Source organism: Pseudomonas sp. MF6396, from assembly GCF_002018915.1.
Taxonomy (GTDB): domain Bacteria; phylum Pseudomonadota; class Gammaproteobacteria; order Pseudomonadales; family Pseudomonadaceae; genus Aquipseudomonas; species Aquipseudomonas palmensis.
This window is the reverse complement of record NZ_MVOK01000026.1, coordinates 41,095-52,880: the sequence shown is the minus strand read 5'-3', so window position 1 is coordinate 52,880 and position 11,786 is coordinate 41,095. Positions and strand designations below refer to the sequence as shown.

General features: G+C 64.6%; 14 protein-coding genes. 6 read left to right on the top strand and 8 right to left on the bottom strand.

The window, feature by feature from the left end; genetic code table 11:
• Positions 1-152 precede the first annotated feature (152 nt).
• Positions 153-893, top strand: coding sequence for an osmolarity response regulator transcription factor OmpR (gene ompR / locus MF6396_RS22350; protein ID WP_043861620.1), 741 nt, complete (start codon positions 153-155; stop codon positions 891-893).
• Between the two features lie 124 nt (positions 894-1,017).
• The gene (locus MF6396_RS22345) at positions 1,018-2,331 is read left to right on the top strand and encodes an ATP-binding protein (RefSeq protein WP_043861621.1); all 1,314 of its coding nucleotides are present in this window, start codon (positions 1,018-1,020) and stop codon (positions 2,329-2,331) included.
• A 12-nt stretch (positions 2,332-2,343) separates the two neighbouring features.
• On the opposite strand, the gene rimK is transcribed toward MF6396_RS22345, so the two are convergent.
• Positions 2,344-3,249, bottom strand: a complete 906-nt coding sequence (gene rimK / locus MF6396_RS22340; RefSeq protein WP_043861622.1) for a 30S ribosomal protein S6--L-glutamate ligase — start codon at positions 3,247-3,249, stop codon at positions 2,344-2,346.
• The gene (gene rimB, locus MF6396_RS22335; protein ID WP_054915912.1) at positions 3,246-3,728 is read right to left on the bottom strand and encodes a retropepsin-like aspartic endopeptidase RimB; all 483 of its coding nucleotides are present in this window, start codon (positions 3,726-3,728) and stop codon (positions 3,246-3,248) included. The genes rimK and rimB overlap by 4 nt, the downstream gene beginning before the upstream one ends.
• A gap of 109 nt (positions 3,729-3,837) precedes the next feature.
• Here rimB and MF6396_RS22330 point away from each other — a divergent pair, with 109 nt between their 5' ends.
• Positions 3,838-4,239: an RNA-binding S4 domain-containing protein gene (locus MF6396_RS22330; protein WP_043861624.1), complete on the top strand. Its 402-nt coding sequence runs from the start codon at positions 3,838-3,840 to the stop codon at positions 4,237-4,239.
• Here the strand turns inward: MF6396_RS22330 and MF6396_RS22325 are convergent.
• Positions 4,236-5,039, bottom strand: coding sequence for a phosphatase PAP2 family protein (locus MF6396_RS22325; protein ID WP_078481608.1), 804 nt, complete (start codon positions 5,037-5,039; stop codon positions 4,236-4,238). The genes MF6396_RS22330 and MF6396_RS22325 overlap by 4 nt on opposite strands.
• 105 nt (positions 5,040-5,144) lie before the next feature.
• Here MF6396_RS22325 and hslO point away from each other — a divergent pair, with 105 nt between their 5' ends.
• Positions 5,145-6,047: an Hsp33 family molecular chaperone HslO gene (gene hslO, locus MF6396_RS22320; RefSeq protein ID WP_043861626.1), complete on the top strand. Its 903-nt coding sequence runs from the start codon at positions 5,145-5,147 to the stop codon at positions 6,045-6,047.
• A 179-nt stretch (positions 6,048-6,226) separates the two neighbouring features.
• The gene (locus tag MF6396_RS22315) at positions 6,227-7,768 is read left to right on the top strand and encodes a phosphoenolpyruvate carboxykinase (protein ID WP_078481607.1); all 1,542 of its coding nucleotides are present in this window, start codon (positions 6,227-6,229) and stop codon (positions 7,766-7,768) included.
• 348 nt (positions 7,769-8,116) lie between these two features.
• Here the strand turns inward: MF6396_RS22315 and MF6396_RS28705 are convergent, their stop codons facing one another.
• A complete protein-coding gene (locus MF6396_RS28705; RefSeq protein ID WP_161493044.1) occupies positions 8,117-8,254 on the bottom strand; it encodes a hypothetical protein in 138 nt (45 codons plus the stop codon).
• On the opposite strand from MF6396_RS28705, the gene MF6396_RS22310 reads away from it, so the two are divergent.
• Positions 8,253-8,681 carry an acyl-CoA thioesterase gene (locus MF6396_RS22310; protein ID WP_078481606.1) on the top strand — a complete coding sequence of 143 codons (429 nt, stop codon included), beginning with the start codon at positions 8,253-8,255 and terminating at the stop codon, positions 8,679-8,681. The genes MF6396_RS28705 and MF6396_RS22310 overlap by 2 nt on opposite strands.
• 12 nt (positions 8,682-8,693) lie before the next feature.
• Here the strand turns inward: MF6396_RS22310 and MF6396_RS22305 are convergent, their stop codons facing one another.
• The 4 genes from MF6396_RS22305 to MF6396_RS22290 are packed head-to-tail and all read right to left on the bottom strand — an operon-like array spanning position 8,694 to position 11,779.
• Positions 8,694-9,350: a response regulator gene (locus MF6396_RS22305; protein ID WP_043861630.1), complete on the bottom strand. Its 657-nt coding sequence runs from the start codon at positions 9,348-9,350 to the stop codon at positions 8,694-8,696.
• 39 nt (positions 9,351-9,389) lie between these two features.
• Positions 9,390-10,457 carry a protein-glutamate methylesterase/protein-glutamine glutaminase gene (locus MF6396_RS22300; protein WP_054915916.1) on the bottom strand — a complete coding sequence of 356 codons (1,068 nt, stop codon included), beginning with the start codon at positions 10,455-10,457 and terminating at the stop codon, positions 9,390-9,392.
• Positions 10,454-11,266, bottom strand: a complete 813-nt coding sequence (locus tag MF6396_RS22295) for a CheR family methyltransferase (protein ID WP_043861632.1) — start codon at positions 11,264-11,266, stop codon at positions 10,454-10,456. Before MF6396_RS22295 ends, MF6396_RS22300 begins: the two co-directional genes overlap by 4 nt.
• Positions 11,267-11,779, bottom strand: coding sequence for a chemotaxis protein CheW (locus MF6396_RS22290; RefSeq protein ID WP_043861633.1), 513 nt, complete (start codon positions 11,777-11,779; stop codon positions 11,267-11,269). It abuts the gene before it with no gap.
• Positions 11,780-11,786: the final 7 nt, after the last annotated feature.

The window sequence follows — 11,786 nt, the reverse complement described above, 5'->3', positions numbered from 1 at the left end:
TTATACCCAGCGTTCCGGGCTTGCGGGGATCGCGGCGCGCCAGCCTGTCGGGGCATGCCGCTGGCGACTTGGGAAAAATCTGCTAACAATGCACACGGCACGCTCAAATGGCGCCTAAGCCATAATGCCCGCCGAGATTAAAGGAGCTACCCATGAGCAGCACTGCACAACCCGCCGAAGGCGAGAAAATCCTCATCGTCGATGACGACCCGGGCCTGAGCAGCCTGCTGGAGCGTTTCTTCACCAGCAAGGGCTACCGTGCCCGTGCCGTACCCAACACCGAACAGATGGACCGCCTGCTGGCGCGTGAAGTGTTCAACCTGATCGTGCTCGACCTGATGCTCCCCGGCGAAGACGGCCTGACCGCCTGCAAGCGCCTGCGCGGGGCAAACAACCAGGTGCCGATCATCATGCTCACCGCCAAGGGTGACGAGCTCAGCCGCATCAAGGGCCTGGAACTGGGCGCCGATGACTACCTGGCCAAGCCGTTCAACCCCGACGAACTGATGGCGCGGGTCAAGGCCGTGCTGCGTCGTCAGGCCCCGGTGGTACCGGGCGCACCAGGCAGCGAGGACGAAACCGTCACCTTCGGCGACTACGCGCTGTCGCTGGCCACCCGCGAACTCAAGCGCGGCGACGAAGTGCACATGCTCACCACCGGCGAATTCGCGGTGCTCAAGGCGCTGGTGATGCATGCCCGCGAGCCGCTGACCCGCGACAAGCTGATGAACCTGGCGCGCGGTCGCGAGTGGGACGCCCTGGAGCGCTCCATCGATGTGCAGATCTCGCGTTTGCGCCGCATGATCGAACCCGACCCTTCCAAGCCACGCTATATCCAGACCGTCTGGGGTGTGGGCTATGTCTTCGTGCCGGATGGCAATGCCGGCAAGTGAAGCCTTGTACAGGAGCAGGTCAGCATAGGCAGGGCGCCCCTCGGGTTGCCCTGTTTTTGCCTGTGCCGAAATCCGCAACGCCTGCGAGCCGCGCTCGCTCCTGCCAACCGTGTAGCCGTCGCCCATGAAAACGCCATTGTGGTTCCCCCAAAGCTTCTTCGCCCGCACGCTGTGGCTGGTGCTGGCCGTGGTGCTGTTCTCCAAGGCACTGACGCTGGTGTACCTGCTGATGAACGAGGACGTGCTGGTGGACCGCCAGTACAGCCACGGCGTCGCACTGACGCTGCGCGCCTACTGGGCGGCCGATGAGGAAAACCGCGAGAAGATTGCCGAAGCCGCCGGCTTGAAGCGGGTGGTCGGCACCGGTGTGCCCGAGGGTGAGCAGCACTGGCCCTACAGCGAGATCTACCAGCGCCAGATGCAGGCCGAACTGGGCGAGGACACCGAGGTGCGCCTGCGCATCCATGCGCCGCCGGCGCTGTGGGTACAGGCCCCGAGCCTGGGCGATGGCTGGCTGAAGGTGCCGCTGTACCCGCACCCGTTGCGCGGCCAGAAGATCTGGAACGTGCTGGGCTGGTTCCTGGCCATCGGCCTGTTGTCCACGGCTTCGGCCTGGATCTTCGTGCGCCAGCTCAACCAGCCGCTCAAGCGCCTGGTGTTCGCCGCCCGGCAACTGGGCCAGGGGCGCAGCGTGCGCCTGCCGATCAGCGACACGCCCAGCGAGATGACCGAGGTCTACCGGGCCTTCAACCAGATGGCAGAGGATGTCGAGCAGGCGGGGCGCGAGCGTGAGCTGATGCTGGCCGGGGTGTCCCATGACCTGCGCACGCCGCTGACGCGCCTGCGCCTGTCGCTGTCGCTGCTGGCCAACGAAAGCGACCTGACCGACGACATGGTGCGCGACATCGAGGACATGGACGCGATTCTCGACCAGTTCCTGGCGTTCATCCGCGATGGCCGCGACGAGCCGGTCGAGGAGGTGGACCTCAGCGACCTGGTACGCGAGGTGGTCGCGCCGTTCAACCAGCCCGAAGAGCAGGTGCGGCTGTGCCTGGAGCCGATACCGCCGTTTCCGCTGCGCCGGGTTTCGATCAAGCGCCTGCTCAACAACCTGATCGGCAATGCGCTGCATCACGCCGGGCAGGGCGTGGAAGTGGCGGCCTATGTCTCGGGTGACACCAGCGCGCCCTACGTGGTGCTGAGCGTGCTCGACCGCGGCGCCGGCATCGATCCGGGTGAGCTGGAGGCGATCTTCAATCCGTTCATTCGCGGTGATCGCGCCCGCAGCGGCAAGGGCACCGGCCTGGGCCTGGCTATCGTCAAGCGCATTGCCGCCCAGCACGGCGGCAATGTGGAGCTGCGCAACCGTTCCGGTGGCGGCATCGAGGCGCGGGTACGCTTGCCCCTGGGCCTGCTGCTGCCACGCGACGCGGTCTAGGGACGCAAGGGCTCAGCCCTTGCCCTTGGTGCGGGTCAGGTTCGGCCCGCCGTTCTTCTCCAGGTGTTCGATGATCATCCCGGCCACGTCCTTGCCGGTGGTGACCTCGATGCCTTCCAGGCCCGGCGAGGAGTTGACCTCCATCACCAGCGGGCCGTGATTGGAGCGCAGGATATCCACGCCGGCCACGCTCAGGCCCATGACCTTGGCAGCGCGGATGGCGGTCATGCGTTCTTCCGGGGTGACCTTGATCAGGCTGGCGGTGCCGCCCCGGTGCAGGTTGGAACGGAACTCGCCGGGCTTGGCCTGGCGCTTCATCGAGGCGATCACCTTGTCGCCCACCACAAAGCAGCGAATGTCGGCGCCACCGGCCTCCTTGATGTACTCCTGCACCATGATGTTCTGCTTCAGGCCCATGAAGGCCTCGATCACCGACTCGGCCGCCTTGGTGGTTTCGCACAGCACCACGCCGATGCCCTGGGTGCCCTCGAGCACCTTGATCACCAGGGGGGCGCCGTTGACCATCTGGATCAGGTCGGGGATGTCGTCGGGCGAATGGGCAAAGCCGGTGACCGGCAGGCCGATGCCACGGCGCGACAGCAGCTGCAGCGAGCGCAGCTTGTCCCGCGAGCGGGCGATGGCCACCGATTCGTTGAGCGGGAACACGCCCATCATCTCGAACTGGCGCAGCACCGCGCAGCCATAGAACGTCACCGACGCGCCGATGCGCGGGATGACGGCGTCGAACCCTTCCAGCGGCTTGCCGCGATAGTGGATCTGCGGCTTGTGGCTGGCGATGTTCATGTAGGCGCGCAGGGTATCGATCACAACCATTTCATGGCCTCGTTGCGTACCGGCTTCGACCAGACGACGAGTGGAATACAGACGCGGGTTCCGCGACAGCACAGCGATCTTCATGCAACACCTGTGGAGGGGGTAATGGTGGCCGGAGAGGCCGGCTTGTCCTGTACGTATTTGAGGCCCGGGTTGACCACCAGCTGGCCGTGTACCAGGGCCTTGGAGCCGAGCAGCAGGCGATAGCGCATGGCCTTGCGGCAGGCCAGGGTGAACTCCACTTCCCACACCCGGTCGCCGAGCGCCAGGGGCGTGCGGATCACGTAGCGGGTCTGGGCATGGCCATTGGAGCTCTTGATGGTCTTCATCGTCACCAGCGGCGCTTCGCAGCGCCGGTGACGCAGTTGTACCACCGAACCCAGGTGCGCGTTGAAGCGGACCCAGGTTTCACCATCGCGTTCGAAGGTTTCCACTTCGGTGGCGTGCAGGCTGGAGGTGCTGGCGCCGGTGTCGATCTTGGCGCGCAGGCCTGCCACGCCGAGGTCGGGCAAGGCCACCCACTCGCGCAGGCCGATCACGCTCAAATGGTCAAATGTCTTCAAGATGCACAACCTGGGTAAAAGTCGGTGAACTGTAAGCACGCCGCGTATTTTTTGCATCCGCCAGTTACGGTAGTACAGTTCCATGAAACAAATGAATCGGGGAAATGCCATGGCACAAAAGCCGGAAGAGGACGACAAGGTTCGCCTGGACAAATGGTTGTGGGCGGCGCGCTTCTACAAGACCCGCGCCCTGGCCAAGGCGGCGATCGAGAGCGGCAAGGTGCATTGTCGGGGCGAGCGTTGCAAGCCGGGCAAGGAGCCGCGGGTGGGTGACGAGTTCGTGCTGCGTACCGGTTTCGACGAGCGTACCGTGGTGGTCACGGCGCTGTCGGTGGTGCGCCGCGGCGCACCCGAGGCACAGGCGCTGTACGAGGAGACCGCACAGAGCCTGGCACGCCGCGAGCAGGCCGCGGCGCTGCGCAAGGCCGGCGCCCTTGGGGTAAGCACCGACGGGCGGCCCACCAAGAAGCAGCGCCGCCAGCTACATCAGTTGCACGACAGCGCCGGTTAGCCCCGCGCGCCGATCACGCTCAGGCGGCCGAGCAGCGGCAGCCGTGCCAGCCAACCGAACAAGGGCGCGGTGACACGCATCAGGCCGGCGCTGGTCCGGGCAGCAAACGGCGTATAGTAACTCCAGCCCAGCGCCAGGATGGCCATGCCCAGGCCGCCGATATAGTCGTCCTGGCCCCAGTGGGCACCCGCCACCAGGCGTGGCAGCATGAACAGCACCGCCAGTGCCCAGATCAGCACATGCTGCATCAGGCGGCGGCTGAACAGGCTCATGAACAGTGCCCACAGCAGCAGCACCGAGGCGTGGTCGCCGGGGAAGCTCTGGCTGGAACGGTCCTTGAGCTCCCAGCGCGCTTCGAGCGCCGGGTAGTAGTCGCTGAGCATGATGGCGTCACTGAACACCATCGACGGGCTATGGTGCTGCCAGCCCATCAGGCGTACCAGCTTGGAGAAAAGGGCGCGGATCACCACCAGCACCAGCAGGGTCACCAGGAAGCCGAAAAAAGCCCGGCGCACCTCGACGGCCTTGAATACCCAGTCGCCGCGAATCAGCAGCATCAGCATGATGAGCCCGACCACGATGTCGAACGGGCGCAGGCTGCCCAGGGTCCAGATGCTGCGCCACAGGGTGTTGTCGGCCAGTGGGCGATTGAGGGCGTGGAACAGCCATTCGTCGAGCGCCATGCAAAGGGCCTGGCCAACGGGCCATAACCAGAAACACAGTAGTGCAACGGGAATCAACGTAGCCAGACACAGGGGGCCCCAAGCCCACCTGGCTTGGAACAGGGGTGGATTGTCCATAAACTACCTCTTTTACAGCGCTATCGTTCGCACCATTCTGGTGCTCTAAACGGGGCTTTATAGGCCCTTGAAATTATTTTGTCATCTTTCAGAAAGCCAGAAACCATGTCCGATTTGCCAGATACCGACTTCACCCAACGCTTCATCTTCGACGAGCGCGACGTACGCGGCGAACTGGTTTCGCTCGAGCGCAGCTACGCCGAAGTCCTGGCCAAGCACCCCTACCCGCAGCCGGTGGCGCAACTGCTCGGTGAGCTGATGGCCGCGGCGGCGCTGCTGGTGGGCGCGCTCAAGTTCGACGGCCTGCTGATCCTGCAGGCACGCTCCGAAGGGCCGATCCCGCTGCTGATGATCGAGTGCTCCAGCGAGCGCGACATCCGTGGCCTGGCGCGCTACCACGCCGAGCAGATCGCCCCCGATGCCACCCTGGGCGACCTGATGCCCGATGGCCAGCTGGCGCTGACCATCGACCCGGCGCAGGGCCAGCGCTACCAGGGCATTGTCGACCTGGATGGCGAGAACCTCTCGGAGTGCTTCACCAACTACTTCGTGATGTCCCAGCAGGTGGGCACGCGCTTCTGGCTCAACGCCGATGGCCAGCGCGCCCGCGGCCTGCTGCTGCAGCAGTTGCCGGCCGACCGCCAGAAGGACGAGGACGACCGCGAAGACAGCTGGAAGCACGTCACGGCCCTGGCCAACACGCTGAAGGCCGAAGAGCAACTGGGCCTGGACAACGAGACCGTGCTGCACCGTCTGTACCACGAGGATGCCGTGCGCCTGTTCGATATCCAGCCGCTGCAGTTCCGCTGCAGTTGCTCGCGTGAGCGCTCGGGCAACGCGCTGGTGAGCCTCGGCCAGGACGATGCCCTGGCCCTGGCGGCCGAGCATGGCGGGGCGATCGAAATCGACTGCCAGTTCTGCAACCAGCGCTACCTGTTCGATGAAACCGAAATCGCACAATTGTTCGCCGGCGGGGGTGTTGACGCACCGTCAGATACTCGTCACTAAAACGTTTAAGCTCAGGTAAATCTCCTGTCGAACGCCGGAAACACGCCGTTCTGACAGGAGGGCCCTACTTTTTTTGGGCGTTTCTGGCATAATCCCGCCACTTTTTTCGCTGTAGTAGTTTTAAAAGCTCTACTACAAAACGTTCGGAGCACTCGGCCGCAGGCCGGATGGGGAATCTCATGACGCAAGCCAACAACACCGTGTACACCGACCTGAGCGTCGATGAACTGGTAAAAGAAGCGCTGAACCGCGGTGAAGGCGAGCTGGCCGATACGGGCGCGCTGGTCGTGAAAACTGGTCACCGTACCGGTCGTTCGCCGGTCGACCGTTTCATCGTCGACGAGCCGTCCACCTCGTCTGCCATCGCCTGGGGCCCGATCAACCGCAAGTTCCCGGCCGACAAGTTCGATGCCCTGTGGGACCGCGTCGAGGCGTTCAACAACGCCCAGGATCATTTCGTTTCCCACGTGCACGTAGGTGCGGCTGCCGAGCACTACCTGCCGGTACGCATGACCACCCAGACTGCCTGGCAGAACCTGTTCGGCCGTTGCCTGTTCATCAACCCGGCGCAGTACAACCCGGCCGGTCGTGATGAGTGGCAAGTGCTCAATGTCGCCAACTTCGAATGCGTGCCCGAGCGTGACGGCACCAACTCCGACGGTTGCGTGATCCTCAACTTCGCCCAGAAGAAGGTACTGATCGCTGGCATGCGTTACGCCGGCGAGATGAAGAAAGCCATGTTCTCGGTGCAGAACTTCCTGCTGCCGGCTGCCGACGTGCTGCCGATGCACTGCGCCGCCAACATCGGCGAAGCAGGCGACGTGACCCTGTTCTTCGGCCTGTCGGGCACCGGCAAGACCACCCTGTCGGCCGACGAAAGCCGTTACCTGATCGGTGACGACGAGCACGGCTGGGGCGAGGGCGTGGTGTTCAACATCGAAGGCGGTTGCTATGCCAAGTGCATCGACCTGTCGGAGAAGAACGAGCCGGTCATCTGGAAAGCCATCAAGCATGGCGCCGTGCTGGAAAACGTCGTCATCGACGACGCCAAGCACGCTGACTACTCCGATGTCAGCCTGACCCAGAACAGCCGTGCGGCCTATCCGCTCGAGCACGTTGCCAAGCGTTCCGAGAAGAACCTGGGTGGCGAGCCCAACGCAGTGATCTTCCTGACCTGCGACCTGACCGGCGTACTGCCACCAGTATCGATCCTCAGCGAAGAGCAGGCGGCCTACCACTTCCTGTCCGGTTACACCGCGCTGGTGGGCTCCACCGAAATGGGTTCGGGCAGCGGCATCAAGTCGACCTTCTCCACCTGCTTCGGCGCGCCGTTCTTCCCGCGTCCGGCTGGCGAATACGCTGAACTGCTGATCAAGCGTATCCGTGGTTTCGGTTCCAAGGTGTACCTGGTCAACACCGGCTGGACCGGTGGTGGCTACGGTGTGGGCAAGCGCTTCAACATCCCGACCACCCGTGCGGTGATCGCGGCCATCCAGAGCGGCGCACTGGTCGGTGCTGAAACCCAGCACCTTGACATCATCAACCTGGACGTGCCGAAACTGGTACCGGGTGTTGAAACCGTACTGCTCAACCCGCGCAACACCTGGGCTGACAGCGCTGCCTACGACGAAGCGGCCAAGGGCCTGGCTTCGCTGTTCATCGAGAACTTCAAGAAGTTCGACGTTTCCGACGCCATCAAGGCAGCGGGTCCGCAACTGTAAGTTGCTGCTCGCCAGCTGAGAAAAAGCCGCCCGAATGGGCGGCTTTTTCGTTTGTACCAGCAATGAAGGTTTGCAGCGCTTATCTGTCAGGCCATGGTGCGTTGCAGCAGATGTAGGAGCCGGCCTTGCCGGCGAAGCGCCGCGGGCGGCGCTCAATACCCAGTGCGCTAGAAATGCATTGCCGGGCACATAGGCGCCACCGAGATCCTCGGCCGGACCTAATTGAAGGAGATCACAGCTACTTGCCTTGAAAGTGCATCAGGGTGCTGAAAGCGCATGCCTTGATTTCACCAGTGCACTCCAGACCGAGCGCCGCCCGCGCGGCGCATCGCGGGGCAAGGCCCGCTCCTACATCTGCTGCAACGCACCACGGCCTGATAGATCGGCGTTGTCAGCCTTGTTGGCTCGACAGCAGATCGCTGTGAGCAGTTGAATCACAAGTGTGGGAAGCTTCTCTACCTTTTCCGCCCGGTACAGGCCACCCATGACCCACCTCCCCGAACGCCACCACTACCCCCACGTCCACCCCCTGCCGACCCGCTGGCAGGACAACGACGTCAACGGCCACATCGCCAGCGCCACGGTCTACGCCTTCTTCGACAGCGCCGTGCAGGCCTACCTGATCGAGCATGCCGGGCTCGACCCGCAGGATGGCGAGGTGGTGGGGTTCGTGGTCAGTTCGGGGTGCGACTTCTTCGCCTCGGCCGCCTTCCCCGAATGCCTGGAAGTCGGCCTGCGCGCGGTGCGGGTGGCCGGCAGTTCGGTGGAATACCAACTGGCCCTGTTCAAGGTCGGTGAAGCTCAGCCCTGCGCCGCCGGGCGCATGGTGCAGGTGTTCGTCGAGCGTGCCACCGGCCAGCCCGCCAGCTTGCCGACGGCCCTGCAAGGCGCCCTGGTAGCCCTGCAAGGCTGAAACCCGGCGCGGTCAGTCGTTGATGCGGATGATGCCTTCGCGCACCGCAAACAGCACCAGGCCCGGTATGTCGTGTATCTGCAGGCGGTGCATGATCTGCGAGCGGTGCGCCTCCACCGTCTTCACGCTCAGGCCCAGGCCATCGGCAATCGAGCGGGTCGACTCGCCTCGTGCAATCAGGCGCAGGATCTCCAGCTGGCGGGTGGTCAGTTGCATGGTGCTGCTGCCGGCATGGCGCTTGCGGCTGTGCTTGACCGCCTGCCCGATCACCAGCGGCAACACCGCCGACGACAGGTACTGGCCGCCGTTCTTCAACGCCTGCAACGCCAGCTCCAGTTCCAGCACGGTGGCGGTCTTGAGCAGAAAGCCGTGGGCACCCTGCTGCAGGCACTTCATCACGAACTCCAGCTCCGAGCGCGCCGACAGCATCAGCACCATGCTTGCCGGCACGCGCAGGCACAGCTCGCGCAGGATCTCTTCGCTCTCCAGCGCATCCAGCGCCATGTCCAGCATGATGATGTCCGGCTTGAGCTGTTCGGCGAGCTCGACGGCGCTCACGCCGTCACCGGTTTCACCCACCACTGCGTAATCTTGTTTTTGTTCGAGCAGCGCGCGCAGCCCCGCTCTGAACAGGGGCGACTCGTCTGCAAGGAGTATTCGGCAAAGCATAGGTAGGCCTGTGTCGCAAGGTAAGGGGCGGTGTATGGCTCAGCTGGCACGTGGGTTGTCGCTGAACTGGGCGATCAGCGCCGGCAACCGTGTCAGCGGTTCCACCGCCTGGGCCGCACCCAGCCGTATGGCTTCCTTGGGCATGCCGAACACGATGCAACTGGCCTCGTCCTGTGCCACGGTGGCGGCGCCTTGCTCACGCATGCTCAGCAGGCCTCGGGCACCGTCATCGCCCATCCCGGTCATGATGATGCCAAGGGCATTGCCCCCGGCATGCCGGGCGGCGGAGCGAAACAGGACATCGACCGAGGGTTTGTGCCGATTGACGGCGGGACCGTCGAGCACCTCCACCAGGTAGTGCGCACCACTGCGTTTGAGCTGCATGTGCAGGCCCCCCGGGGCCAGCAGTGCCAGGCCGCTGTGGACACGGTCCAGATGCCTGGCCTCGCGCACCTCGATCTGACAGAGGCTGTTCAGGCGCCTGGCGAAGTCGGCAGTGAACCTGGCCGGCATGTGCTGCACGATCACGATGCCCGGGCAATCGCGCGGCAGCTGACGCAGGATGAACTCCAGCGCCTGGGTGCCGCCGGTCGAGCAGCCAAGTGTAACGATTCGCTCGGTGGTTTTGCTTGGGGTTGCAGGCAGTGCACTGGTTTTTTCTTTCGCCTGCGACAGAGGTAACAATACCGGGCGGGTGCGGGCCGCTTCCTCGATGCTGCGGATCAGCCCGCTGGCGAGGTTTTCCAGGCTCTGGCGCAGGCCCAGCCGGGCCTTGGTGAACACGCCGACCGCCCCGGCGGCCAGGGCCTGGAGATTGAGGTCGGTGCCGGCTTCGGTGAGGGTCGAGCAGATGATGGTCGGCGTGGGGCGCTCGGCCATGATCTGGCGCAGAAAGGTCAGGCCGTCCATGCGCGGCATCTCGATGTCCAGCACCAGCACATCGGGCCAGTCCCGGCGCATCTTCTCGATGGCATACAGCGGGTCGGCGGCCATGCCGATCACGCGGATGCGCGGGTGGTCGTTCAGGCACTGGTTGAGCACCTGGCGCACCAGCGCCGAGTCGTCGACGATGAACACCCGCACCGGCGCCGCCGCACGCTCGGTCATACGCGCTCGAACACCGAGGGGTGCACCAGCCTGAGCGGCAGCTCGAAGCCGTGGATGCTTTCGGCGTGCCCGATGAACAGCAGCCCGCCGGGGCGCAGCTGGTTGACCAGGCGCTGCACGATCAGCTGTTTCTGCGGGGTGTCGAAGTAGATCAGGATGTTGCGCAGGAATATCACGTCGAAGGGCCCCAGGCCCTCGGGCAGCGGCTGCACCAGGTTGATCTCGCGCAGGCTCACCCGCGCTCGCAGGTGCGCCTGCACGCGCAGGCGCCCGTGCATGTCGCCAACCCCGCACAGGCAGTGGCGCTGCATCCAGCCATCGGGAAAGTAGCGCGCCTGGGCGATGTCGTAGATGCCTTGCTCGGCCAGCGTCAGCATGCTCTGGCTGAGGTCGCTGGCCAGGATCGACCAGTCGCTGCCGGTGGCGTGCTCGGCCACGGTCATGGCCAGGCTGTAGGGCTCCTCGCCCGACGAGCAGGCCGCGCTCCACAGCCGCAGCGGCCCCTTGCGCCGGCCCAGCCACTGGCCAAGGAATTCGAAGTGCGGGAACTCGCGAAAGAAGTAGGTCTCGTTGGTGGTCAGCAGGTCGATCACCAGGCGCCGCTCGCGGCTGTGGGTCGGGCGCTCGATCAGGTGCAGGTAGTCGCGGTAGTTGTCCAGGTGGTAGTGACGCAGGCGTTTCATCAGGCGCCCGGCCACCAGCGAGCGCTTGTTGCTGGCCAGGTGGATGCCCGAGGCGCTGCTCATCAGCGTCTGCAGGCGGCTGAACTCCTGTTCGCCCAGCACCGGCAGTTTGAAGGTCGAGGGCATTCAGGAGCCCTTCGCCGCCTGGCTGAGGTAGCGGATATCTTCCAGCGACAGCACCTGGGGCATGTTCAGGATGATCAAAAAGCCCTGCTCCTGCTGGGCCATGCCGGCAATGAAGTCGGCACGGATGCCGGTGCCGAACGGCGGCGCCGGCACCACCCCGTGCGGGTCGATGTCGAGTACCGCGTCCACCGCATCCACCACCAGGCCGATGCGCTGCACGCCGTCCTCGAGGGGCAGTGCGATGATCACGATGCAGGTGCGCTTGCCGGCCTCGGTCAGTTCCATGCCGAAGCGTGCTGCCAGGTCCAGTACCGGCACCACGTTGCCGCGCAGGTTGAGCACGCCGTGAATGTAGGCGGGCATCATCGGCACGCGGGTGATCTCGGCGTACTCGATGATCTCGCGCACCAGTTCGATGGGCAGTGCATAGCCGGCCTCGCGCACGCGAAAGGTCAGGTGCTGGACACTGGTGGGCAGGTGCGGCGCGGGCGCCGCAGACTCTAGGGTGTGCATGGGTACG